At 59.9% G+C, this 24876-nt stretch carries 21 protein-coding genes, 1 tRNA gene and 5 pseudogenes; 14 read left to right on the top strand and 13 right to left on the bottom strand.

Translation table 11 applies throughout. From position 1 onward, the window contains the following. Nucleotides 1–160: 160 nt before the first annotated feature. The 3 genes from AC3I0A_RS28820 to AC3I0A_RS28810 all read right to left on the bottom strand — a co-directional run bounded on the left by AC3I0A_RS28820 (nucleotide 161) and on the right by AC3I0A_RS28810 (nucleotide 1876). Nucleotides 161–394, bottom strand: a complete 234-nt coding sequence (locus AC3I0A_RS28820; protein WP_102615261.1) for a hypothetical protein — start codon at nucleotides 392–394, stop codon at nucleotides 161–163. A gap of 4 nt (nucleotides 395–398) precedes the next feature. Then, nucleotides 399–578, bottom strand: coding sequence for a hypothetical protein (locus tag AC3I0A_RS28815; RefSeq protein ID WP_074880266.1), 180 nt, complete (start codon nucleotides 576–578; stop codon nucleotides 399–401). 80 nt (nucleotides 579–658) lie between these two features. Next, nucleotides 659–1876: an MFS transporter gene (locus tag AC3I0A_RS28810; RefSeq protein WP_074880269.1), complete on the bottom strand. Its 1218-nt coding sequence runs from the start codon at nucleotides 1874–1876 to the stop codon at nucleotides 659–661. A gap of 331 nt (nucleotides 1877–2207) precedes the next feature. On the opposite strand from AC3I0A_RS28810, the gene AC3I0A_RS28805 reads away from it, so the two are divergent. The 3 genes and pseudogenes from AC3I0A_RS28805 to AC3I0A_RS28795 form a co-directional block, all read left to right on the top strand. Continuing rightward, entirely contained in the window at nucleotides 2208–4265 is a 2058-nt protein-coding gene (locus tag AC3I0A_RS28805) for a methyl-accepting chemotaxis protein (protein WP_074880273.1), read from the top strand. A gap of 116 nt (nucleotides 4266–4381) precedes the next feature. Further along, a tRNA-Met gene (locus tag AC3I0A_RS28800) sits at nucleotides 4382–4458 on the top strand. Between the two features lie 143 nt (nucleotides 4459–4601). Further along, a pseudogene (locus AC3I0A_RS28795) lies at nucleotides 4602–5330 on the top strand (bestrophin-like domain); the annotation flags it as partial. Between the two features lie 83 nt (nucleotides 5331–5413). Here the strand turns inward: AC3I0A_RS28795 and AC3I0A_RS28790 are convergent. After that, nucleotides 5414–5536: pseudogene (locus AC3I0A_RS28790) on the bottom strand (DUF2817 domain-containing protein); the annotation flags it as partial. A 120-nt stretch (nucleotides 5537–5656) separates the two neighbouring features. On the opposite strand from AC3I0A_RS28790, the gene ggt reads away from it, so the two are divergent. Continuing rightward, nucleotides 5657–7489, top strand: a complete 1833-nt coding sequence (gene ggt, locus AC3I0A_RS28785) for a gamma-glutamyltransferase (RefSeq protein ID WP_489378663.1) — start codon at nucleotides 5657–5659, stop codon at nucleotides 7487–7489. Nucleotides 7490–7561: 72 nt separating this feature from the next. Here the strand turns inward: ggt and ddlA are convergent, their stop codons facing one another. Both ddlA and AC3I0A_RS28775 read right to left on the bottom strand, forming a co-directional pair. After that, on the bottom strand, nucleotides 7562–8656 hold the full coding sequence (gene ddlA / locus AC3I0A_RS28780) for a D-alanine--D-alanine ligase (protein ID WP_489378661.1): 1095 nt from the start codon (nucleotides 8654–8656) through the stop codon (nucleotides 7562–7564). Between the two features lie 10 nt (nucleotides 8657–8666). Then, the gene (locus AC3I0A_RS28775; protein ID WP_076029765.1) at nucleotides 8667–9308 is read right to left on the bottom strand and encodes a LysE family translocator; all 642 of its coding nucleotides are present in this window, start codon (nucleotides 9306–9308) and stop codon (nucleotides 8667–8669) included. 149 nt (nucleotides 9309–9457) lie between these two features. Here AC3I0A_RS28775 and AC3I0A_RS28770 point away from each other — a divergent pair, with 149 nt between their 5' ends. Then, on the top strand, nucleotides 9458–10267 hold the full coding sequence (locus AC3I0A_RS28770; RefSeq protein WP_074880285.1) for an AraC family transcriptional regulator: 810 nt from the start codon (nucleotides 9458–9460) through the stop codon (nucleotides 10265–10267). 77 nt (nucleotides 10268–10344) lie between these two features. Beyond that, nucleotides 10345–10713 carry a cupin domain-containing protein gene (locus AC3I0A_RS28765; RefSeq protein ID WP_074880288.1) on the top strand — a complete coding sequence of 123 codons (369 nt, stop codon included), beginning with the start codon at nucleotides 10345–10347 and terminating at the stop codon, nucleotides 10711–10713. A gap of 12 nt (nucleotides 10714–10725) precedes the next feature. Here the strand turns inward: AC3I0A_RS28765 and AC3I0A_RS28760 are convergent. From AC3I0A_RS28760 to AC3I0A_RS28750, 3 pseudogenes are all read right to left on the bottom strand, one after another. Beyond that, nucleotides 10726–10915: pseudogene (locus AC3I0A_RS28760) on the bottom strand (flavin reductase); the annotation flags it as partial. Between the two features lie 21 nt (nucleotides 10916–10936). Next, a pseudogene (locus AC3I0A_RS28755) lies at nucleotides 10937–11374 on the bottom strand (methyl-accepting chemotaxis protein); the annotation flags it as partial. A gap of 150 nt (nucleotides 11375–11524) precedes the next feature. Further along, nucleotides 11525–12163, bottom strand: a pseudogene (locus AC3I0A_RS28750) (PAS domain-containing protein); the annotation flags it as partial. Between the two features lie 627 nt (nucleotides 12164–12790). Here AC3I0A_RS28750 and AC3I0A_RS28745 point away from each other — a divergent pair. Beyond that, a complete protein-coding gene (locus AC3I0A_RS28745) occupies nucleotides 12791–13186 on the top strand; it encodes a DUF6124 family protein (protein WP_489378660.1) in 396 nt (131 codons plus the stop codon). A 90-nt stretch (nucleotides 13187–13276) separates the two neighbouring features. Here AC3I0A_RS28745 and AC3I0A_RS28740 read toward each other — a convergent pair whose 3' ends face one another. Continuing rightward, a complete protein-coding gene (locus AC3I0A_RS28740; RefSeq protein WP_430955021.1) occupies nucleotides 13277–14593 on the bottom strand; it encodes an MFS transporter in 1317 nt (438 codons plus the stop codon). Nucleotides 14594–14848: 255 nt separating this feature from the next. Here AC3I0A_RS28740 and AC3I0A_RS28735 point away from each other — a divergent pair, with 255 nt between their 5' ends. From AC3I0A_RS28735 to AC3I0A_RS28725, 3 genes are all read left to right on the top strand, one after another. Beyond that, nucleotides 14849–15169, top strand: a complete 321-nt coding sequence (locus AC3I0A_RS28735; RefSeq protein ID WP_074880302.1) for a hypothetical protein — start codon at nucleotides 14849–14851, stop codon at nucleotides 15167–15169. Between the two features lie 184 nt (nucleotides 15170–15353). Further along, entirely contained in the window at nucleotides 15354–16526 is a 1173-nt protein-coding gene (locus AC3I0A_RS28730; protein ID WP_489378658.1) for a hypothetical protein, read from the top strand. Between the two features lie 146 nt (nucleotides 16527–16672). After that, nucleotides 16673–17197: an SET domain-containing protein-lysine N-methyltransferase gene (locus AC3I0A_RS28725; protein ID WP_074880308.1), complete on the top strand. Its 525-nt coding sequence runs from the start codon at nucleotides 16673–16675 to the stop codon at nucleotides 17195–17197. 7 nt (nucleotides 17198–17204) lie between these two features. Here the strand turns inward: AC3I0A_RS28725 and can are convergent, their stop codons facing one another. Next, entirely contained in the window at nucleotides 17205–17849 is a 645-nt protein-coding gene (can, locus tag AC3I0A_RS28720; protein WP_074880312.1) for a carbonate dehydratase, read from the bottom strand. Between the two features lie 152 nt (nucleotides 17850–18001). On the opposite strand from can, the gene AC3I0A_RS28715 reads away from it, so the two are divergent. After that, nucleotides 18002–18406 (top strand): serine kinase/phosphatase, encoded by a 405-nt coding sequence (locus AC3I0A_RS28715; protein WP_102615255.1) that lies wholly within the window; start codon nucleotides 18002–18004, stop codon nucleotides 18404–18406. Between the two features lie 107 nt (nucleotides 18407–18513). Here AC3I0A_RS28715 and rimI read toward each other — a convergent pair whose 3' ends face one another. Together rimI and AC3I0A_RS28705 are read right to left on the bottom strand one after the other, a co-directional pair. After that, nucleotides 18514–18966: a ribosomal protein S18-alanine N-acetyltransferase gene (rimI, locus tag AC3I0A_RS28710; RefSeq protein ID WP_074880319.1), complete on the bottom strand. Its 453-nt coding sequence runs from the start codon at nucleotides 18964–18966 to the stop codon at nucleotides 18514–18516. Further along, entirely contained in the window at nucleotides 18959–19726 is a 768-nt protein-coding gene (locus tag AC3I0A_RS28705) for an energy transducer TonB (RefSeq protein WP_489378823.1), read from the bottom strand. The genes rimI and AC3I0A_RS28705 overlap by 8 nt, the downstream gene beginning before the upstream one ends. Before the next feature lie 206 nt (nucleotides 19727–19932). Here AC3I0A_RS28705 and mksB point away from each other — a divergent pair, with 206 nt between their 5' ends. The 3 genes from mksB to mksF are packed head-to-tail and all read left to right on the top strand — an operon-like array spanning nucleotide 19933 to nucleotide 24738. Then, nucleotides 19933–21210: an Mks condensin complex protein MksB gene (gene mksB, locus AC3I0A_RS28700; RefSeq protein ID WP_162556247.1), complete on the top strand. Its 1278-nt coding sequence runs from the start codon at nucleotides 19933–19935 to the stop codon at nucleotides 21208–21210. After that, complete coding sequence (gene mksE, locus AC3I0A_RS28695) at nucleotides 21200–21901, top strand: Mks condensin complex protein MksE (RefSeq protein WP_038981553.1); 702 nt, start codon at nucleotides 21200–21202, stop codon at nucleotides 21899–21901. Before mksB ends, mksE begins: the two co-directional genes overlap by 11 nt. Next, on the top strand, nucleotides 21898–24738 hold the full coding sequence (gene mksF, locus AC3I0A_RS28690) for an Mks condensin complex protein MksF (protein WP_430955023.1): 2841 nt from the start codon (nucleotides 21898–21900) through the stop codon (nucleotides 24736–24738). Before mksE ends, mksF begins: the two co-directional genes overlap by 4 nt. Nucleotides 24739–24876: the final 138 nt, after the last annotated feature.

Here is a 24876-nt window from a genome sequence, read left to right as displayed (position 1 = left end):
CCTAAGCTCAAACGCTCAAGCATCAGACTTACCGCATAACGTGTAACTTTATTCAGAACAAAGCACTACCCAAGAAAAAGCCGCGTTTAGACGCGGCTTTTTTGTGCCTTTTTTTTCATGGATTAAACCAGCACAACACATGCTACGGCGGCTCGTTACCTCACACCCGATACTTGCGCCGATTGAAGAACATCGAAGCCCCCGCCCCCACTACCGCGATTGCAAAGATCCCGACATCAATGCTGCCAATATAGAGCGGCAGCACAAACATCACGCAAAAGCCCAAACCGACCAGAGCAATACCCAGCCATTTCCTGAGTACATAGCTCCTTACGCAACTGTATAGCAGCAGCATCCCCACGCCTGCCAACGCATATTGAATGTAGAGACTCATGGGCCTATGCCCCTTGTGACTTGATGATCATGGAGGACACGGAACGCTGCGGCCCGATGCCGCCACTGACTTGAGCGTCCAGACTGACGATCACATCGCCAGCGTGATAGGCCTGACACTGAAACGGATGAGCGCTGAGGACAATGCCGTGATTGGCGGTAAATTGATTCCTGTCAAACTCCACTGTGCGCATCCTTAACGAATCCAGAAAGGCGCGAAGTGTCCATCAGGATTTGGGTTATCGCAAATCCGGATCGGTCCGCGTCAGACTTTTTTGCTCCGCGGCAGAAAGATCGCCAACACCCCAAGCAGCGGCAAGAACGAACACAAGAAATACACGTACTCAATGCCGTGAATGTCCGCCAGATGCCCAAGCAACGCAGCACCAATCCCGCCAAAACCGAACATCAATCCGAAGAACACCCCGGCAATCATCCCGACATTTCCCGGCACCAGTTCCTGGGCATACACCACGATCGCCGAGAAAGCCGAGGCCAGGATGAAGCCGATCACGACGCTGAGGATGCTGGTCCAGAACAGGTCGACATGCGGCAGGATCAGAGTGAACGGCGCTACGCCGAGGATCGAGAACCAGATCACCGCCTTGCGCCCGATCTTGTCGCCGATCGGCCCGCCGAAGAAAGTCCCCGCCGCTACCGCGCCGAGAAACAGGAACAAGTGCAACTGTGAACTCGCTACCGACAGGTCGAATTTCTCGATGAGGTAGAAGGTGAAGTAACTGGTGAGGCTGGCCATGTAGAAATACTTGGAAAACACCAGCAGCCCGAGTACCACCAGCGCACTGATCACACGGTTTTTCGACAAACCATGTGTCGCCGCCTGGCCTTGTTTGAGTTTGAACAGGCTCAAGTGATTGGCGTACCAGCGGCTGATCCGATAAAGCACGAACAGCGCAAACACCGCGAACAGCCCGAACCAGGCGACATGGCCCTGACCGAACGGAATGATGATCGCCGCAGCCAGCAAAGGACCGAAGGCTGAGCCAGCATTGCCGCCGACCTGAAACGTCGACTGCGCCAAACCAAACCGCCCGCCCGAAGCCAGCCGCGCCACGCGAGAAGCTTCCGGGTGAAAGGTCGAGGAGCCGATACCGATCAACCCTGCCGCCAGCAAAATCATCGGAAAGGTGCCGACCACCGACATCATCAAAATGCCGATCAATGTGCAGATCGTCCCGGCCGGTAATAGCCAGGGTTTGGGGTGCCGATCGGTGTAGTAACCGACCCACGGCTGCAACAGCGAAGCCGTCAGCTGGAACGTCAAGGTGATCAGGCCAACCTGGGTGAAGGTCAGGCCGTAGCTGGCCTTGAGCATCGGATAGATCGACGGCAGCACCGACTGGATCAAGTCGTTGATCAAATGCGCCAGCGCCACGGCGCCGATGATGCGCATGACCAAAGGGCTGCTTTGTGAAGTCGCGGATGCCGGCTGCGCGCCGGTCTGGACATTGCTGATAGCCATAAGAGTTTCCATACAACAGATGGGTGCACACGGGCAGGTGCGCCAATGTGCCATTTTTCGGTGCAACCGCGCCATCCCCTTAGCCTGCTAACGACCTCGTTTTCATTGTTGAAAAGGTGATAGCGCAACGCCATGGTCTGAATCTTGCCTTGGTAATCCGCTTCAACGCGGCCCCTTACAAAGGAGACCGAGAATGGGAAGTTTCGCTACAGAGCCGGCCTACAGAGCGGGCAAGGGTGAACTTTCGAGGCCTTTTAGAAGGGCACAGGTCGCGACCGCAACGGTTGCGACGCACGCCAATGGTGCGTGGTGTCCAGAGGAGTCATGGGGCATGCAGGCTTTTTTATCACCGGGGATCGGGTTGCTGGGGCGTTTTGGCTTCGCACGCAAATTTCAGCTGTTGTTTCTGCTGTTTATCCTGCCGTTGACGGGCAGCCTGTGGATGATCGGTCAAGACTATCGCGACAAACTGAACCTGATCTCCGGCGAACGTGCCGGGGTTCGGCAACTGCTCGCCCTGGACGCTCTGGATAATCTGCTCGCCGCTCAGCGTGATCGCGCGGCTCGCTGGCGCGCCACGGAAACCAATCGTCAGCCGACACCCGCGACGATCGCGGCGATGGCGGCTTTCGATACGGTTCAGCCCGCCGTCGCCCAAGCCACCATGGACCTCGGTAACGCACTGCAAACCGAAGGCGCCGAGGGCGAAACCCTGGCCCGTTTTCAAGCGCTGCAAAGCGCCCTCAACGGCCTGGACTCGAAAAGCCTGAGCAGCGTCGGTTGGTGGCCGGACGGTTACGATCGTTTCACCAATGCCTTGAGCGCTCTGCAAGCCTTGCGCGAACAGATTGCCATGGACAATCGCCTGACGCTGGCGCCGTGGCTGGAAACCTATCTGCTGACGCAGATCTCCACGCAGCACGCGCCGGACCTGATCGAACGCGTCGGCCGTCTCGCCAGCGTTGGTCAGGCCTCTGTAGTGTCCGGGCAGTTCACCCTGCAAAGTCGTCTGCAACTGCGGGACTTGCGCAGCCGCATCGGTGACGCCCGGGAGCAACTGGTCAAAACCGCCAGCCTGCTCGAAGCGCGACTACCCAGCGCATTGCAGGCCTGGGCCGGGCAATACCATGACAGCCTCAAGCACCTGGATGCCGAGTTGAAAGTCCTCGATGACGGTGTGTTCGGCGGCAGCATCAAGCTCAAGCCGGACGAGTTCGAACGCAGCCTCGACACCCTGCTCGCCGACCTCGCTTCGCTGCGTCAGCAATCGTTGGTGTCGCTGGATCAACGTCTGGACTATTACCACGGCTCTGCCATCCGCCAGTTCATCCTGGTCGCGAGCATTTTTGGCTGCCTGCTGCTGGCCGCACTGTACCTGTTCATCTGCTTGCAGGCCTCGATCCGTCGTAGCGCCAGCGGCATTACCCTGCTGGCCGAAGCCTTGCGCGACGGCAATCTGAGCCTGCAAGTACCGGTAGAAGGCCGCGACGAGCTGGCCGCCATCAGCACCGCCCTCAACGTCGCGGTGGTGCAACTGCGCAACAGCCTGCTGGGGGTTGATCATGAAACCTTGCAGCTGAGCAACGCGGTGCGCACCCTTAACCATCACTCCAGCGGCGCCTTGGGGGAAGTCGAAGCCCAGCAGTTGCAGATCAGCCAGATCGCCGCGGCAGCCACGCAATTGGCGGCGACCTCTCAAGGCGTCGCCCAGAGTTGCGAACAGGCCTCCGGCAGCGCTCAGCATACCCAGCGCATTGCCGCCGACAGCAGCCGTGACAGCCTGCGCACGACGGCGAGTATTCAGCAACTCAATCAGCGTTTGAACGATACCGCGGCAGCATTGGGCCGGGTCAGTGAGCAAGGACAGCAGATTCAGTTGGTGGTGGACACCATCCGCGGGGTTGCCGAGCAGACGAACTTGTTGGCACTTAATGCCGCCATCGAGGCCGCTCGCGCCGGTGAGCAAGGTCGTGGCTTTGCGGTGGTGGCCGATGAAGTGCGCAGCCTGTCGCAACGCACCCAGTCCTCCACCGCGCAGATTGCCGGGACTGTCGACAGCCTGCGCAACACCGTAAACGAAGCGGTGAGCCTGATGGAAGCCGCTTGCGGCCAGGCTCAGTCCGACGCCCAGGCCGTCACTGGCCTCGGCGAACGCCTGGGGGAAATCGCCAGTGCCGTGCAGAGCGTCACCGATACCCTGGCGCAGATCGCCACAGCGGTCGACGAGCAAGCGACCACCGCCGACGAGGTCAGCGGCAATATCCAGCAAGTCGATCAGGCGGCAGTACGCTTGCTCGAAGGCGCACGGGCGGTGAACCTGGCAGCGGACACCTTGAGCCAGGGCAGCAAGGCCTTGAGTGCCAATACCGGGAGATTTCAGCTCAGTTGACGCCCTCCCCTGGCCCGTTTTTTCGGGTCAGGCGGATAAGCGGTTGAAAGCGTAGAGAAATATTTTAGATTTACGCTTGACACATCTCCGTTACGAGCCAATAATGCGCGCCACTTGGCTACATAGCTCAGTTGGTTAGAGCATAGCATTCATAATGCTGGGGTCCGGGGTTCAAGTCCCTGTGTAGCCACCAAGTACTAAAAACGGCTTACCGAAAGGTAGGCCGTTTTTTTATGCCTCGAGAAAAGTGCTCCCTGTCCACAGGGCGGTTAGTCCCCACACTTCGCGGTTCTCTCCTACAGTTAACGCCAAAGCTAAACGCAGAGAGACCACCCTATGTACTGGGGCCTGGACGAGATCATTGTGTTTTTCATCGCGGTCGCCATTTTCTGCGTGGTGCTGGAACTCGCTTTTCGTCTCGGCCGTCATCACCGAACCCACAGCAGTGATTCGGCCCGATCCCACCTCACCGTTTTGCAAACCGCCCTCCTCGTTTTGCTCGCGTTGTTGCTGGGTTTCAACTTCGCCATGGCCACTTCACGTTTCGAAGCGCGCAAGACACTGATTCAAGATGAAGTCACGGTAATCGGCTCGACCTATCTGCGAGCGAAGTTGCTGCCACCTGAACTGCGCGGGAAGGTGACAGCGCTGCTCAAGGAGTATGTCTCGGCGCGGATTGAGTACCTGCGCGCCGGCACGGACGAGAAACTGCTGAAGGCGGCCAGCGCATCGTCGCGGACGATCGAGGACCAGTTATGGAATCTGGCCACCGCCGCCGAGGCCCAGGGCGAAGCGACAGCCGCCATGAACCTGATGATCCAGTCGTTGACCGACGTCTACAGTGTCAATGAAAAGCGTCGCGCCGAGCAGGACAATCATGTCCCGGCAACCGTCATCAATCTGCTGTTCGTGGTGGCCATCGGCGCGTTGGGTTTGATCGCTTACAGCTATGGCCTGGGCCACCGTCGACGGCACGGCTCGACGGCCATCTTCGCGGTGCTGATTGCCATGGTCTTCACCCTCATCCTCGACCTGGATCAGCCCCGCAGCGGCTTCATCCGCGTAGGCGAAGAAAGCCTGCTGCGGTTGCAAGAGAATTTGAACCGCACGAGTTCGGGCAAAGAGAGGCCACGTCCGCGCCAATCCCGTCAGGAACGCATTGCCGACAATGCTGGCAACGCCCGCCCCCAGATCTGCCAGGTCCGCAGCCAGACCATCGCCTGCCAGTCACTGTCGGCGGGATAGAACTGCTCAATCAGATTCAATTTGATACGTCCCGCACTCGATCACAAAGTGGCATCGACCGCACCTGCGGCAGCGCGCGTGGTTTGCGTCGCTTCCGTTCGGCCGATAAAGTCCCCTGATCTTTCCCACGGACGGAGTGCCCCCACGTGTTCTCAGCCTTTCACTTGAGCCGCTATCGCCTGTCAGCCTTTTCGCTGATCGCCGCAGCTTTAACCCTCGCAGCCTGTAGCGCCCCGACCACTTCAACGTTGCCTGTCGCGCCCGAAGCCGCGTCAGGTTATCGCGCCGACCTGCAGACCCAATACGCCTCGAAACACATGGCAGCCGCGGCCAATCCGCTGGCGGCCGAGGCTGGGCGGGAGATGTTGCGTCAGGGTGGTTCGGCAATCGATGCCGCGATTGCGATGCAAGCCGTGCTGACCCTGGTCGAGCCACAATCTTCAGGCATTGGCGGTGGTGCATTTATCGTGCTTTGGGATGGCAAGGCGGTGCGCACTTATGACGGTCGCGAAACCGCTCCGGCCGGCGCCACCGAGAAGCTATTCCTGCAAGTCGACGGCAAGCCGATGCCGTTCACCCAGGCGCAGATTGGCGGTCGTTCAGTCGGGACACCGGGCGTGATGCGGGCCCTTGAGTTGGCCCATCAGAAACACGGTCGTCTGCCCTGGGCACAGCTGTTCGAACCGGCGATCAGACTCGCGGATCAAGGTTTCGCCATCTCGCCACGCCTACACCAGTTGATCGCTTCGGATTCGTCCATTCGACGCTCGCCGGACATGGCCGCCTACTTCCTGAATGCCGATGGCAGCCCGAAAGCAGCAGGCACGCAATTGAAAAACCCGGCGCTGGCGGCTGTGTTCAAACGCATTGCCAAGGAAGGACCGGATGCGTTGTACAAAGGCCCCGTTGCACAGGAAATCGTCGCCAAGGTTCAGGGCCACGCCAACCCGGGCAGCCTGTCGCTGAACGACCTCAACGGCTACAGCGCCAAGGAGCGCGCGCCGCTGTGCACCGACTACAAACGCTGGCAGGTCTGCGGCATGCCGCCACCGTCGTCGGGCGGAATTGCCGTGGCGCAGATCCTCGGCACCTTGCAGGCCCTGGAAACCCGTGACCCGCGTTTTGCCCTGGCGCCGCTCAAACCGGTCAAGACCAACAAACCTGCGGGCATCGAACCAGCGCCTGAAGCCGTGCACCTGATCTCCGAGGCCGAGCGCCTGGCTTACGCCGACCGCGCGCTGTACGTGGCCGACGCAGACTTCGTGCCTGTGCCCGTCAAAGGTCTGGTGGCCCCTGCGTATCTGGCCGACCGCGCGGCCCTGATCGGCGATCGCAGCATGGGCACCGCCAAACCCGGCACCCCGCCAGGCATTCAGGTCGCCTACGCACCGGACCGCTCGCCGCTGCGCATCTCCACCTCGCAAGTGGTGGCGGTGGATGACGAAGGCGGCGCCGTGTCCATGACCACCACCGTGGAATCCGCGTTTGGCTCGCACCTGATGGTTCAGGGTTTCCTGCTCAACAACCAGATGACCGACTTCTCGTTCATCCCCGAAGAGAATGGCCAAAAGGTTGCCAACCGCGTCGAACCCGGCAAACGCCCCCGCTCCTCCATGGCTCCGACCCTGATTTTCGACCGCCAGAGCGGCGAATTCCTCGCCACCATTGGCTCCCCCGGCGGCTCGCAGATCATCGAATACGTCGCCAAATCCACCATCGGCCTGCTCGACTGGAACCTCGACCCACAAACCGCCATCAGCCTGCCCAACTTCGGCAGCCGCAACGGCCCGACCGAACTGGAACAGGGGCAGTTCAGCCCGGCGCTGATTCAGACGCTGAAAGACAAAGGCCACAACGTGAACGAGATCGACATGACCAGCGGGACCCAGGCGATTGTGCGGGTCAAGGATGCGCAAGGGAAAACGTCGTTGGCGGGCGGGGCCGATCCGCGGCGTGAGGGGGCGGCGTTGGGGGATTGAGTCTTACGTGGTAAATGAGCAAGGGCTTACCGGGAGGTAGGCCCTTTTTACGCCTGATAAACCTGATTCAGCCTAGCGAGAGATCTTCACCGCCTGTCGCGCCTGATGCTTCTCCAGCGCCAGGTCGATCAAACGGCTGACCAACTCGCTGTACATCATACCGGCGGCCTGCCATAGCTTGGGGTACATGCTGATGCGGGTGAAGCCGGGCAACGAGTTGATCTCGTTGATCAGCACTTCGCCGCTGTCGGTCAGGAACACGTCGACCCGCGCCAGCCCGGAACAACCCAACACCTGGAATGCCTCGACGGCCAGGGCACGGATGCGTTCACTGGCTTCGATGCTGATGTTTGCCGGCACCACCACTTCCGCCGCTTGAGCGTCAATGTATTTGCTGTCGTAGGAATAGAATCCGCTGCGCACCACGATTTCGCCGCAACCGCTGGCGATGGCGTCTTCGTTGCCGAGCACCGCGCACTCAATCTCGCGGCCACGGACGGCGGACTCGACCAGAACTTTCTCATCGAACCCCAAGGCCAGCTCCACCGCTGCCGCGTACTCGGTTTCATCATTCACCTTGCTGACGCCCACGGAAGATCCCTGGTTCGCCGGTTTGACGAACAGCGGCAAGCCGAGTTTGCCTTGCACCTCGGCGAACCCGGTGCGGGGCGCGGTGGCGCGGGTCAGGGTGACGAACGGCGTGACCGCCAACCCGGCGTCACGCAGCAGGCGCTTGCTGATGTCCTTGTCCATGCAGACGGCCGAACCAAGCACATCGGAGCCGACAAACGGCAGGTCGGCCATGCGCAGCAAACCTTGCAGGCAACCGTCTTCGCCCAAGGTGCCGTGGACGATCGGGAAGATCACATCGACGTGTCCCAGCATTTCCTGACTGGAGGTTTCCACCAATTGTTGACTGGCCTTGCCCGGCACGACGGCCAGTTCACGGTTGGATTGGTTAAGGGCAATCAACGCCGGGTTTTCCTGGTTGAGCAGGAAGTTCGAAGGGTCATTCAGGTGCCAGTGGCCTTGCTTGTCGATGCCGATCAGCACCGGCTCGAAGCGCGAACGGTCCAGGGCATCGACGATGTTTTTCGCCGATTGCAGTGACACTTCGTGTTCAGCCGAACGGCCGCCAAAAATAATACCTACCCGCAGTTTGCTCATTCAGAACTCCTCAACGATTGGCCACCAGATGCGCGCCGAACAGCAGATAGCAACTGCCGGCGAAGCGATCCAGCCATTTACGCGAACGATCATAAGCACCCGCCACCCGCCGGCTGGCGAACAGCAGCGCCACGCTGCAATACCAACTGAATGACAAGGTCGCCATGGTCAGCACGGCCAGCGCCAGCAACATCGGTGGCGGCGAGGCCGGCATGGCCGTAGCGAAAATTGTCGCAACGAACAGCGCGGCCTTGGGATTGGTCATGTTGCCCACAAAGCCCCGGCCATAAGCCGAGAGCAGCGTGCGACCGGCGACATTCAGCGAGCCGTTATCGCCCGGCACACTCGGTGGTTTGCGTTTGAACTGCTTCAAACCCAGATAGATCAGGTAACAACCGCCGGCAATCTTGAAGCTCAGGTAGAGCGTCGGCGCTGCGCTGAACAGCGACTTGATGCCCAGACCACCCGCCAACCCCCAAAGCACCGTGCCCGTGGCCACGCCGAGTGCGGCGACGACCCCGTGGCGCCGGGAGCAACTGGCAGCCAGTTGCGCGGTGTTGAAGAAGTTCGGCCCCGGCGTCACCACCGCAACCGTCCACAACAGCGCCAATGACAACAACGGGGCAGCGTAGCTCAGGTGGGATATTTCCATGATGTGGAGCGCCTTCGTGGCTTAAAAACATGCAACACCTTGCAACATTAGTCGGGTTATTTCTACCGGCCGGGTGATTCGATCGGCAGCAGACAGGCGGTTGGTCAGTGGGGTAACGTGTTCAGCATTGAGTTCAAGGCAACACCACCATGGCCAAGCACACGCCTCCCATCGATTGGTTCCACCGCGCGCCCGACGTTGGCGGGCTTCAGCGTTTCGAGGCGTTTTTTGCCGGACACGGCTACGACCTTCACCGTCACGATACCTACGCCATCGGCCATACCCTGGCCGGCGTGCAGAGTTTTCAGTACCGCGGCGGCTGGCGCCACAGTCTGCCGGGCGGGACCATGGTGCTGCACCCGGACGAAGTTCACGATGGCGAAGCCGGCACCGAGACCGGGTTCCAATATCGAATGATGTACATCGAGCCGGCGCTGATCCAGCAGATGCTCGGCGGCCAGCCGTTGCCGTTTATCAAGACCGGCCTGTCGGCCGATCCACGTTTGTTCGCCGCCACCGCCGTGCTGCTGCGAAGCCTCGATTGTCCCCTCGATCCTCTGGAAGAGCAGGATGCGCTGTTCGATCTGGCCCAAGCCTTGAACAGTGTTTCCGGCGTGCCTGCCACACGCCAGAGCTTCGACTACGTGGCCGCCGAACGCGCGCGCGAATTCATCCACAGCGCACTGGATCGCACCGTGACGCTGGAAGAACTGGCGCAACACAGTGGTCGCGATCGCTGGAGCCTGTCGCGGGATTTTCGCCTGTTGTTCGGCACCAGCCCTTATCGATACCTGACCATGCGCCGCCTCGACCTGGTCCGCTCGCTGTTGATCCAGGGCCAGTCACTGGTCAGCGCCGCGCTGATCGCCGGCTTCACCGATCAGAGCCACATGACCCGGCAATTCAGCAAAACCTACGGCTTGTCGCCGGCACGCTGGATGAAAATGCACCGCCGCTGAGCCACGCACAATCGTTCAAGAAGCTCACCGATACGCCGGCTATCGTGGATGCACGATCAAACCACGAGAGCTGCTGCATGAACGCTTACGAAAGCCTTAATTTCGCTGAGAAAATTTCCAGGATCGGGCCGTACTGGACGCCCAGGGTCATCGCCGAAATGAACGACTACCAGTTCAAGGTGGTGAAGCTGCTGGGGGATTTCATCTGGCACGATCACCAGGATACCGACGAAACCTTCATCGTCCTCGAAGGACAACTACGGATCGACTTTCGCGATGGCCACGTGCTGGTGAACGCCGGCGAAATGTATGTGGTGTCAAAAGGTGTCGAGCACAAACCGTTCGCCGAGCAGGAGGTGAAACTCCTGCTGATCGAACCCAAGGGTGTGCTGAACACCGGGAGCGAAGGTGGCGAGCGCACTGCGCAAAATGACGTTTGGGTGTGAAAGGCAGGCGGCTTACGGCGGCAAGGTTTTGCCGTCCGCTGGATCGCCGATTTTCAGGAAGTGCCGGCCCGCCCCATGGTGCAAGGTGCAAGGTGCGCAATGCATCTTGCCCTTCGAAGCGCCAGCGACCGTCACTGAACACTCGCTCGTCTGCCTGTGCGGGAATCACCTCAGCCAGAAACAGATCGTATTGCTGGTGCGATTCACGCCGCGATGGCAGGCATCAAGTCGCTAGCTGATTGGCAAACTGCCCGACCGCGTTCACCACTTTCTGAGCACCGTCCTGAATCTCGACAATCACCGTCCCCGCCTCTGCCGCCAGCGCCAGCCCCTGTTCAGCCTGGAGTTTGCCCTCGGTCATCAGCGCCACGGCGTTGCGCGCCATGTCCTGGTTCTGCCGCACCACGCCGACAATCTCATCGGTTGCCTGGCTGGTGCGCGAAGCCAATTGCCGGACCTCATCCGCCACCACCGCGAAACCACGCCCCTGTTCCCCGGCCCGAGCCGCTTCGATGGCCGCGTTGAGCGCCAGCAGGTTGGTCTGTTCGGCAATCCCGCTGATGGTTTTGACAATGGTGCCGATCACCAGCGACTGCTCGTTCAGCGCTTCGATGCCTTCCCCGGCGGTTTGCATGTGCGAAGCAAGGTCACGCATCACGTTGACCGCCTGAGTCACCACCGCACTCCCGCGCTGCGCGCTGCTGTCGGTTTGCTGCGAGGTGCTATAGGCAATGTTGGCGGCGTCGGCGACGGCTTGCTCCTGATTGACTTGATCGGTAATCACCGTGGCGAATTTCACCACTTTGTAGAGTTTGTTATTGGCATCGACCACCGGGTTGTAGGAAGCCTCCAGCCAGACCACGCGACCGTGGCTGTCGATGCGCTTGAAACGGGCAGCGACGAACTCCCCTGCGTTCAAGCGGCGCCAGAAATCCTGGTACGCGGTGCTGTTGTAATCCTCGGGTTCGCAGAACATGCGGTGATGTTTGCCCTGGATTTGCGCCAGGCTGTAACCCATGCCGCTGAGGAACCGTTCGTTGGCCGCCAGCACGTTGCCATTGAGGTCAAACTCAATCACTGCCGTGGAGCGCACAAGCGCGCCGATCAGGTTCTCATGCTCACGAGACGCCTCGATGGTGCGGGTCAGGTCACTGGAGTAAATCGAGAAGTGCTTGATCCGGCCGTCCGCGGACCGAACCGGCTGCACGATTGAGCGCAGCCAGGCTTCCTGGCCATTGCCGCGCAACAAACGCACCGTGCCGGCAAAGTGCTCGCCACGGGTCAACGCGACCTTGAAGCGCTTGTGGAATTCGTCCGACTTCACATGGGCCGGGACGATGTCTTCAATGTGTCGCCCTATCAGGTCGCTGCTTTTGTAGAGCATCTCGCCGATGAAGTTCTGGTTGACCGATTGAATCCGCCCATCGGCATCGAGGGTCAGGACCAGCATCTCGCTTTCCAGGCTTTCCTTCACTTGTTGAAGGCTGGAGAGTTCTTCGCGAAGAGCCGACAGCTCCTGCTTCAAGCGTTTGTTGAACATGGGATACACCGATGGACAGGGAAGAAAGCGGCATGCAGCCTAGCCATCGGCCTAAAGGATATTTTCTGAAGAGTGTTTCAGAGTTGTCCTACAAAAATAGTTAGGCATGTTGATGTGCGTCTTGTCGCCAGAAGCCTAATGGTTGTCGAACATCGTTTCTTCACAACATTTCCGGACATTAAACACCGCTCGACAGCACTTGTTGAAAACGGCTCAAGGTTACTTCCTGCAAGCTACAACACCTTGCGTCATTGCCTACGGCTACGCCAGAATCCGCCGGCTTGTGCGCCTTGGGGGCGGTCGGTAACTTGGTTCCTGTCACTGCCCATCAGTGATCGGGTTTAGTCGCCCGGCTAGTCATCAACGGTTGCACAAGTGTTATCCAGTCAGGTTCGCCTGCACTTGATGGTGGCTGTGCGCATGGCGCTTTCGGGCGCGCCGGGTTTTGGTGGCTTTACCGGTCGACTAACTTGCGCACAGCCGCCTCCTTTTCGTTTAGTCGCGAGATGGTCACGGCCCTACTATAGGAAAGTTACCATGTTCAAGGTCACACCCAATCCACCGGACACCGATCCGGCATCGCCCTACGAATCCCTCGATTCGAACAAGCTTCACGAAGCCGCCGAGCGCGCCCTCGACCATCACTTCCCGCCACCCGACCCCAAACCACCCAAACGTAGCGGCCAGCTCTTCAGCGTCAGCCCGGGCATCAACCCTGAAACCCTTCTCGCCAATGCCTCGGAAGATTTGCTGTCCATCAGCGCCATCGCCGCCAACCTCGCCGACGATGTGGACGGTTCCCGCCGCTCCGTAGCCCTGGCGCTCAGCCGAATGGCCGACGGTGTGCATTTGTTGGTGGAGAGAATGCTGGATCATCTGGATGACCCCGAGATAGCGGCGATTTTCGCCAAGCAACAAAGCCGCGTCATCTAATCCGCCACCCCATAAAAAAATGGGCACCCAACCTGGTTGGCGTGCCCATTCTTTTTTCCGCTCCCCCGCTACGCCGAAATGCGCCGACTGTCACTGAGCGCAGGGAGCCACGCGGCGGCTCCCGACATTAGGCATCCGCGCCCCGAAATACGCGGCACAGCTCACACCCACTGTCCCCATCACCGCGCAGAAGATCACGCAGATCCATGGGCTCCACGGCATCAGACCGATCAGCAACAACGGTGTGATACTCGCCCAGACGGCGTAGGCAATGTTGTAGGTGAAGGAAATCCCCGAGACGCGAATCCGTGCGGGGAACAGGCTAACCATCACCGACGGCACTGCGCCGACCACCCCGCAACCGAGGCCGGCCACCGCGTACGCCAGACCGACCCAGCTGCCTCCGATGATCAGGCAGGTATAAAGCACGCCAATACCCAAAGGCAGCAGCAAGCTATAGAACATCACCGTGCGCCAGGCGCCAATGCGGTCGACCAGCAGCCCGGCGAGCACACAGCCGATATTCAGAAAAACAATGCCCAAGGCACTCAGGGCGAAGGTGTGGCTGGCGGTCATGCCGAAGGTTTTCTGCATCATGGTCGGGGTGATCACCACGAACACCACCACCGCCGAGGTCAGTACGCAAGTGAGGATCATCGCTGGCAGCATGGCCAAGCGGTGTTCACGCAAGACCGTGCGCAGCGGCAGTTCGACGGCCGCATCACGTTGGGCCTGCATGGCCATGAACACCGGGGTTTCGCTGAGCCAGCGGCGTAGCCAGACGCCGATCACGCCAAACACGCCGCCCAGCAGGAACGGATAGCGCCAGGCGTAATCAAGGATTTCCGCCGGGGTGAATGCCTGCGCCAGAAAGGTCGCCGTCAGTGCACCGATCAGGTAGCCAAACGTCAACCCGGCCTGCAGGAAACCGAGGGCATAACCGCGATGCCCGACCGGTGCATGCTCGGCGACGAACACCCAGGCGCTCGGCACTTCGCCACCCACCGCCGCGCCCTGGAGGATTCGCAGCGCCAACAGCAGCAGCGGGGCGAAATAACCGATTTGCGCGTAGGTCGGCATGATGCCGATCAGCAGGCACGGCAGCGCCATCATCAGGATGCTCAGGCTGAAGACCTTCTTGCGGCCCAGTCGGTCGGCGAAATGCGCCATCAGAATCCCGCCCAACGGCCGCGCCAGATAACCGGTCGCGAAGATCCCGAAGCTTTGCAGCAGTCGCAGCCACTCAGGCATTTCCGGTGGGAAGAACAGCTGGCTGAGGGTCAGGGCGAAAAATACGAAAATGATGAAATCGTAGATTTCCAGCGCACCGCCAAGGGCCGCAAGGCCGAGGGTCTTGTAATCCGAGCGGGTGAACGGCGCCGGATGCGAGTGAGTGTTGGCAGTCATGAAAAGGACTCTGGCATAGGCAAAAACCAAGGCGTCCATGGTCTACGCAAACGCGCCAACGGACAACCCGTTAGACCAAAGTCCTAGACGCGTAAAATTTCGAAAAACGCCTGGATTTATCCTACGGACAGGTTCGATTGCGCCTGACATGAAACCCGGAGAGGTCTTATCTCCAACCTATAAATTGCTGAGTAAACTCCGACAGCTCACACACTTTTTAAAGCAAGACAGCACTGACCAAGGATGAACAAACACATGTCTTTAATTTCGAAAACGCTGGAAGAGATGATTAACGAGATTTACCAGGACGGTAGGGTTTCAGTCGTTGAGTATAAAAAGCTGCGTGATGACGCAGATCGCCGTATGGACGCTGTCGTCCGCGAGTTCGGCCAGCACAACAATTTGACCGCCCTTCAAAAAGCGATGGATGTAGTCATGCAATTGACGCAAACGTCCATCATCGATGCCAAAAAAGCCAAACTGACCGATACAGGAGAGGCCATCGTCAAGGATGCCGTATTGGCCCAGGTCGAGTACTTGCGCGCCGGTACTCACCTGGCACTAAAGCTGTTGTAACGCATCAATCTCCATCCGGCCCATAGACATCAAGCCCGGGCCGGACTCCATAACCGAGGGTTCCTGGCATCCAACTGCAGGTCTTACGCAAAAAAACTACTCGCAACCACTATTCTGTGTAACGCCGCTGATCCAGTATGGCGCGTACCCCAATCAACGGGACCACGCTGAAAAGGATCTGAGCATGTTCAAATTCGCAGCACTCACCCTCGCGGCCCTCACCCTGAGTGCCGCCGCCCATGCCGATATCGGCCTGAAGCTGGGCAGTACCGAACGCGTCACCCGCCTCTTCGCTTACCCCAACAACTGCAACGTGATCTGCTTTCGCAACTGGACGCTGGAGCAAACGGTCGAGCATTACCTGACCCAAAGCGTGCAGCGCGATGGTTACAGCGCGGCGAAAGTGCTGGTCAAAACCGATAATAATCAGCTCTACGCCGAAATCACCGGGGTACCCCGCAGCTACGAAAAACCGCTGGCGGCGTTACTCAATGCCGGTGATCTGGCCTATACCGGCGCCAGCAAGCTGAATGCCGATGGCAAGTGGGCATACAGCTGGTATCTGTTCCTGCCACTGGGCATGGCCCTGGAAAACCGCAAAAGCATTGAACTGCTGCACTTCCCACCCGACTATTCGCTGACCCAGGCTCAGGATTACCTGCGATCCGCCACCACCGATCGCTGGGCCACACTGTTGACTGTCAACGGAATTCCGGCCGACCAGACGCCGGGCTACCAGACCATCATCGACATTGCACCGATTGCCGCGCCATCCAACGCCGGCAAGGATCTGGAAGGCGTCTACGACTACTTCAAGGACTACCAGACCACCATGGTCAAGCAACTCAGTCAGAACGCCAGTGGTGCGGCGTTGCCGATGGTCGCCTTCGGCGCGCCGGTGCGTAACTGGATCAAGCAGCAATACGGGCCGACCGTGAACGTGCTGGGCCTGGTCAGTATCAGTCCGAGCGACGGGGTGAAAGTGCCCGTTCTGGGTTCCAACCACCCAAGCTACATTTGGTACGCCGCCGACCCGGAAAGCTATACCGGCAAAGATGCACAGGCCAAGGCCGACACGGCGGGCCTTAAAGTCATGGGCCAGGATTTGAGTGCCGCGTGCTGGCAGGCCGCGATGGGCCGCCAACCGGACACTAATCCCGACATTGAACTGAGAAGTTGCACCCAAACCTGGCAAGTGGCCCAGGCAGAAAAAACCTGCGAGCTTTTCTACACCTCGATTCGCAACCTGTCGCCCGACAAAGCCGTGGCCAAGTGCGCAACGGCGCCGATCAAATCTCAGCTCAAACAGCTGAAAGCACCGGTCCCCGAGACCGCGATCCCTACCCCGGCGCTATAAAACGATGAACGGCGGTTCTACTGTCAGTTATGACAGTAGAACCGCCGTTTCATTTGCGAGAGGCTTGAATCGCACCCATGTGCTGCAGGGCTGACAGGATCGTCAGCTGATGGAGAGTTCGCAGCACCCAGCCGACAAGGATCGTTATGAAAACCCACGCCGCGCACGACACGCTTGCACAACCACCCGATGGGATTTATCCATTTGCGGAGCTGCCCGTTCGCCTTGGATTCCCCTCCAGGGCCGACTTCGAGATTATCGACAACACCCACGGATCGGCGGCAGCCGTCGCAGTGCTTCGGGACTTTCCACGCATCAGCCGAATTTGTCGGGCGTCGGGGCACCTGCTGCCGTATCGCTGTCGGCATACCCGGCAACTGGCTCATGGCATCCATGTCTATGACCCGCGCTTCTGCGGGCTGCTGCGACACTCCTGCGACCCAAACGTATTTCTCGACATGAGCGAGCTATGGTTGTGGGCGCTGAAGGACATCAAAAAAGGCGATCGACTGACGATGGACTACGCCTCTACCGAAGACAAACTCATGCGTCAGTTCGCCTGCCAGTGCGGCTCATTCGACTGCCGTGGCTGGATCACCGGCTACGATGAATCGCCGAACGCCGACGGCCAGTTGTTTCTTCAACACTGGCGCCGGCGAAGTCCATGCTGAAGGGTCGTTACAACGCCTCGACCGGACGCAGACGGTATTGCGGCGGCAATTGCTCGAAACCGCTGATGGTGGCGTTCAGGCTTTTCCAGCGACCGTCCTTGATGCCATAGATGCAGCCGTGAATCGACAGGCTCTGCCCGCGATGCCAGGCATTTTGCACAATGCTGGTGTGCCCGACGTTGGCCACTTGCTGGATGACGTTGTATTCGCAGAGGCGGTCGACCCGCTCTTCTTCAGTGGGCAACTTGGCGAGCTCCTCGCGTTTCTCATAATAGAGATCGCGAATCGAGCGCAGCCAGCCGTCGATCAGGCCCAGCTGACGGTCCTGCATTGAGGCGCGCACACCGCCGCAGCCATAGTGGCCGGTCACGAGGATGTGTTTGACCTTCAGCACATCGACTGCGTACTGAATCACCGACAGGCAATTGAGGTCGGTGTGCAGCACTACGTTGGCCACATTACGGTGTACAAACAGATCGCCGGGCAGCATGCCGACGATCTCGTTCGCCGGCACCCGGGCGTCGGAGCAACCGATCCACAGGTATTCCGGGGTTTGCTGACGGGCCAGCTTGGCGAAGAAATCAGGATCTTCTTTGGTGATCGCGTCAGCCCAACGCTCGTTGTTATCAATCAGATCTTGTAATTCGTTCATGCAATGAAGCCTCGAGAATGATGCGCTTCTATGACAGACAACCCTCTGTCGGGGTCACGCGCCAGATGCAGATACCCGGTTTTCCATGCCGGAGGAATTCTCAGCAGCCCAGAGGGTCCACCCTAGTAAGGCCTACAGTATGAGGAATTGCCATGACTGATTCACGACGTCCGTTCGATGCGACTCAACCCGAGCCCATCGATGACAACGAAGACCGCATGGGCTCGATGCATGAGCTGGATTTCGACGAGGAAGAACCCAGCGCCAAAATCGGCGACGAGCTGACGCAAACGGAGCGTGAACGCCTGATGCCTCGCGAACGCGTACGTGAAGCCGGCATGACCGGGGCCTCGACCGATGACCATGAGTCTACCGACGACGACATGAGCCCGGAAACCCTGATCCGTGAAGACGGCGCACGGGACGCCCACGAAGCGGGTGAAGGGGGCCAGGCCGATTGGGATTTGAGCATTGTCGATGCAGACGACATTGGCGGAGGGAACGGGCTGGATGAAGAGGAACTGGCGCGGCGGGATCCGATGGACGGTAATCGTTGATCTGTGGCGAGGGAGCTTGCTCCCGCTCGGCTGCGAAGCAGTCGTAAAATTTCAGGACCGCTTCGCGGCCCAGCGGGAGCAAGCTCCCTCGCCACATTCGCTGTAGCTCAATCGACCAAAGTGCAGGCCATCACCACGGCATCTTCACGCCCACCCACCGCCGGGTAGTAATCGCGCCGCCGACCAATCTCGTTAAACCCATAACGCTCATACAACTTGAACGCGCCACGGTTGCTGTCGCGCACTTCCAGAAAACATTCCCGCGCCTTGGCGTCATACGCCCGGGACATCAAATGCTCCAGCAGCGTCAAGCCCAGGCCACGGCCCTGGTTCTCCGGCTTGACGGTGATGTTCAGCAGATGCGCTTCATCAAGGATGATCTGCACCACCCCGTGGCCGACCTGCTGCTCGCCTTCAAACATCAGCCATATCTGATATTTACCCAGCCCATCGAGAAAAATCCCGCGCGTCCAGGGATGGCTGTAAGCCGCGTATTCGATTTTCAGTACAGCGTCCAGGTCCGCCTCGGTCATCGGGCGGAACGATACAGCGTCACTCATTCGATTCTTTCCAACGCGCCATCAGCCGACGCATGGCTTGCCAGACATCAGCCTTACGCTGTGGCTCTTCCATTAATAATTCCAGACCCGGCAGGGCCCAGACCGAGCCCAGGCCGTCGACCTGGAGTTCACGGTTGAAGGATTCGGCGTTCGCCTCACCGGCGAAACGCACCGCCGGCAGGCCGATCAGCCACACGCAGACGCACGGTGCGTCTTCCAGCCGGGCCGAGAGAAAACCTTGCACGAAGTCGCGAGCCGCTTCCGGGCCTTGATCCATGGTGCCCCGAGACAACAGCGGCCAACGCACCGGCTCGCCGACGATCTGCGGGCTGTCCGGCAGGCCGGCGGCGCGCAGCATGTCTTTGAGCAACAGATAGGCAGGGTCGCGGGTCTGGAACGATTCGCCTGTGGGTAACTCCACAAGCAGCAGGCAACGCCCGGCCCGCAACAATTGCAGGGCGAAACGCGGTGGCGGCACGACGGGCGCCCTGGCCACGACCGGAGCGGCCTCTTCTTCAACCTTGGCGTTCGTGCGCGTGCTGGCCAACGATGGCCGCGGCACCTCGATTTTCACCCGCTCGGCCGGTTTGACCAGCGGTTCCACGGGCGAATCAGCCACAGGTGCGGGCGCAACCGGAGCAACCGGAGCAACCGGAGCAACCGGCGCGACGACCAACGGCTCGGGCATCTCCAGCAACTCAGGGCGCGAGGGCGCAGCAAAGGGCAATTCGGTGCGCGGCAGCCAGTTGACCACCTGCATGGCGGTCAAATAAGCGCGACGACGGGACTCGATAAGCAAAGGTCGGCCACTTGTGGATAACTAAAGTGCGGTGATTCTACCGCCCTTCGCTCAAGATCGCCCACGCTTGATCGATAGAAAGCCAACTGTCCGTCCCGAGAGTGAATCGCAACGGGCTTGATGCAGTACAATCGCGACTTTTAATCGCCAACCAGCCGGCCATTCCGATGATCGAACCCAAGCGCGTCTTGCGCGCCCTCGCTGAACACTGGGCACTTCTGGAGCCACTGTGCGAGCACTTCGACCAAGGCACCTTGAGCCTCAACGAATTGCGTTCACAGTTGGCCGCCCAGCAACTGGACAGTACGCCGCAGGACATCACCAGCCTGCTGGACGTGTGGATCCGCCTCGACATTCTGGTTCCCGTGGCGAAAAGCCCGAACCGTTTCGAGCTCAACGCGCAGATCCACGACTTCCTCGCCTACCTGCGCCGTGAGCACCGTCTGGGCCTGTGCCTGGAAATCGAAGCCTATTTGCGCCACCTCGAACGCCTGGCCGGTTATATCCAGGACGCCTTCGACATCCGCGACGGCCACGACCTGGCGCGCCAGTTGCGCCTGCTCGACATGCGCGTACGGGATGTATTGAAAAAACTCGCCAACGACGAACAGGCCCTGGTGGCCGTCGCCGAGCGCGCCAAGACCAGCGACCGGCAGATTCCCCTGCGTCAGCGTTACGCTGAAGTACTGGCGACCTGGGACGAATACGTCGAGCCGATGATTCAGTTGGTAAACGCCGACGGCGCCTTCGAACAAGGCGTGCGCAAGGTCGAGAACGTGTTGCTGAAAATGCTCACCGAGCAGCAACGCCTCGGCCATCTGGTCGATGACGACATGCTGCTGCGCACCCACGCGCGCATCCTCGAAATGCAGACCAGCGCCCAGCTGACGTTGCGTCATGCCCGCGAGCTGTTGCTGCCGCTGCGTGAAGAAGCCCGTCGACACAACGCCGTGACCCGTGGCGCGGCGCTGGCCTTGTCGGCCATTCGTCGCAAAGGTATCGATGCGGTGCCACAAGCGGCGATGCCGATGTTCACCCGCCCGCAAAGCACCTTCCTTGGCAGTGCCAGTCAGGTCGAAGCCTACGTTTATGCGCTGGCCCGTTTCGAGCCGAAACCGGCGCGCTTCCCCAAGGCCCACAAGACTCAGAAAGGCGAAGCGCCGCGCGCGCCACGCACGGTTCGGGAAATGCTCGAACGTTGCGAAGACGCCCTGCCGATGCCGGACCTGATGACCTGGCTACTGGAGCAGGAACCGGACGGCGCCACCGACGAATTGCTTTATTGGTTCTCGCGCCTGTCGCGGGAAAAACGCTTCACACGCGAGCGTCTGGAACGCCGCGATTACCACACTCACGAGCATCAGGTCAGCCTGCGCTCCTTCGCCCTGCTCTCGGCCCGCGACACCGCCGCCGAGGATTCTGCGAGCACCCCACATGCATCTTGATCTAAACGAACTGTCCCAGCTGGCGCCGATCTTTCGCGAGCTGTTCAAGGGCTACCACGTCAGCCGCCGTGACCCGGAGCTGTACGCGCAACTGTCGAATTTCCAGGACCAGTACCGCACGCTGTTCAAGGCACTAGGCTTTGAACTGGTCTGCGACACCCGTGGTTTCTACTACTTCGTCCCGGATCTCGCCGCGGCGGCGGTGAACAAGACCGCGCAACGCCTGGCGCTGTTCACCTTCATCCTCGTCGAACATCTGGCCGATCAGGGCCGTGACCCGGTCGCCGTCCTCGACGGTGGCAGCCTCGGCCGCGATGAGTTGCCATCGTTGCTGGAAAAGTACCGCGACCTGTTTATCCAGGCCGAAGTGCAGACCGTCGAAGAACTCGAAGAAAAAATCATGCGCCGCATGACCCAACTCGGTTTTGCCGGTGAAGAAAACGGCATCTACCGTTTCCTGCCGCCGATGCACCGTTTCCTCGATGTCTGCCTGTCGGTCCAGCAGGATCGTGATCTGGCGGCCAGCCTGCACAGCGTGTTGCCTCTGCCGGTGCCGGTTCTGATCGACGACGACAGCGATGAAAAGCTGCTGCAAACCGATGATCCGCTAGACCTCAGTGACTTCGAAGAAGAAAGCGAAGAAGACGCCATGGCCCGCGCCATCGCCGAAGAACAGGAGACCGACGCATGAGCAAGGAACGCTACGGCATTCGCCGCTTTGCCCTTTTGAATACCGCTGGTTACAGCCTCGGCCTGTTCCCGCTGGAAGAACCGTTGTCGGTTTACGGCGCGAACAACCTCGGTAAATCCGCGTCGATCAACGCCTTGCAGTTCCCGATCCTGGCGCGCATGTCGGACATGAGTTTCGGCAAGTACAGCCTGGAACAATCCCGTCGTTTCTACTTCGCCTCGGACACCAGTTACATCCTGGTCGAAGTCTCGCTGCCCCACGGTCCGCATGTGATTGGTGTGGTCGGTCGCGGCCCGGGCGGTGGTTTCGGTCACCAGTTCTTTGCCTACGCCGGCAAACTGGACCTGGCCCATTACCAGAAAAACGACACCTGCCTGCGTCAGAAAGAATTGTTCACCAACCTTGAGCGCGAAGGCCTGAAAGCCTACGAACTCAAACCTGATGAATTGCGTCGCTTGCTGGTCGGCGGTCACACCTCGATCCCGCTGGACCTGACGCTTATTCCGCTGCGTTCCACCAGCGAGCAGAGCCTGAAGACCTTCCGCGCACTGTTCATCAACCTGCTGCACATGCGCGAAATCACCGCGGCCAAGCTCAAGCAATTGTTCCTCGATGCGTTCGAACACAGCCTGCGTTCCGGTAGCGTCGACTACATCGCCGCGTGCGAAGAAGCGTTCCGCGATGTACGACGCATGGAGCAGGACTACAACTCTCTGGTCACCGCCGGCCCGTTGGTCGAAGCCCTTGCTGCAGGCGTGACCCAGCGCAATATCCTGCGCGGCAAACTGCACCGGATCTCGCCACTGCTCGATTCTCTGCTCGGCACCTGGTCGGACTACGCCAGTGCGCGCAAGGAAGAACTGACGATTCAGGCCGAGCACTACCGCAACGAGCAGGACGCACTGCAAAACGATCAACGCGGCGGCACTCAAGAGCTGATGCGTCTGGAGCGGGAAATCACCGGCATCCAGCGCTGGCTCGGCGAATTGTCGGTGCTCAAGCATCGCTTCGCGCTGGTCGATGACGTCAAAGTCCTGGAGCAGCAACTGCTCGCGGCCAAGGACGCGCACGATGAACTCGCCGGTGCGCTGGCGCAGTCGCGACAGTTCTCTGCCGAAGACCTGGAAGAGCGTCTGCGGGATCTGGAAAAACGCCTGAAGTCGGTCAAGCAGCAACTCGATCACGCCGACAACAACAGCTACGCCCGTCTGCGCGAGGAATTCTCGCAACAGGATGTCGAGCGCCTGATGCGTCTGTTCAACAGCGCACTGTTCAGCCTTCCGCTGGGCGAACACGGTATTACGCTGGACGAGGACGGTCAGTGGGTCAAATCCATGGAGCTGATTCTTGATGGCTTCAAAGGCGAGCGCTTCGAAGTACCGGGCCTGTCCATCGACATCTCGCACATCGAGCCGCCGGCGCTGCAAGCCTTGGCTGACCGCGCCGCGTTGCGCGATCAGAAAGAGCGCCTGGACAAAGAACTCAAGCAACTGAAAACTCAAGCTGCCGTGGCCGCCGACCGCGCCGCGAGCAAGACCCAGACCGAAGCGCTGTACCAGCAAGTGCTGGATGCGCAGAAAGCCCTGGAAGACTTCCGCCGCGCGCAAACCCTGAGCGCCGAGGAAGGCGACAAGCTTGAGCAATTGGCACAGATGGAAGCCGCTCAGGAGGAATTGAAACGCTCCAGCGACGCCTTCACCGAACGCGTCCAGCAACTGTCGGCCAAGCTGCAATTGGTCGGCCGGCAGATCGGTGACATGGAGGCCAAGCAACGCACCCTCGACGATGCACTGCGCCGCCGTCAGTTGTTGCCCGCGGACCTGCCGTTCGGTACGCCGTTCATGGACCCGATCGACGATTCCATGGACAACCTGCTGCCGCTGCTCAACGACTATCAGGACAGCTGGCAGGGTTTGCAGCGCAGCGATGGTCAGATCGAGGCGCTGTACGCTCAGGTCCGTCTCAAGGGTGTGGCCAAGTTCGACAGCGAAGACGACATGGAGCGACGCCTGCAACTGCTGATCAATGCGTACGCGCACCGCACCGACGAAGCCCTGACCCTTGGCAAGGCCCGTCGCGCGGCCGTTACCGATATCGCCCGGACCCTGCGCAACATCCGCAGCGACTACGACAGCCTTGAGCATCAACTGGCGTTGTTCAACCGCGAGATCAACAAGCGTCAGGTCTCGAACCTGCAAAGCTTCCGCATCGTGCTCGCGCCGAACAAGGAAGCGCTCAAGCACATCGACCAGATCATTCACAGCGCCGGCCAGTACGAAGAAGGTGAAACCCTTTCGGTCTTCGACCTGAGCCAAAGCGCCGATCAGGACAACAAGAACGAAGAAGCCAAGGAATACCTGGCGCGGCTGGTGGCGGCGAATCACAACCAGCTCGGCCTCAAGGACCTGTTCGAGCTGGCGTTCGAGATCACCAAGGTCAACGGCCAGCCGGTGATTCACACCGACATCGACGGCGCGGCATCCAACGGCACCACCATGACCATCAAGGCGCTGACCAACATGTACTTGTTGCTGCACTTGATGGACCGCGACCAGGCCGGTCGCGTGCGCCTGCCGTACTACCTCGACGAGGCAGCGGACATCGACGAGAAGAACCAGGCAGCGCTGCTGGAAACCAGTCTGCAACTGGGTTTCGTGCCGATCCTGGCGAGTGTGAAGCCGCAGGTCTGCGCCAGTGTCGCCATCGACCTGGAAGGTGGCAGCGGGCCGAACGGGATCTACATCGACGAGGCGGACTGGAAGTACATCCGTCGTCACGATGAGGTGAAGGCTGCCGTTATTGTTGAAGCGGATGAGCCGGAGCTGGATGCCGTCTGATTTGCATTAATCGAAGGCATTAAAAAAGGCCGCGATCCAATGGATCGCGGCCTTTTTCATGGGTGCCTTTCAGTGAGTTTCAAGGCCTCTTCGCGAGCAGGCTCGCTCCCACATTGTATAAGTGCCAGACACACATTC

This window comes from Pseudomonas sp. KH_024_B2 (assembly GCF_057839965.1).
This window is presented reverse-complemented; position numbering and strand designations above follow the sequence as displayed.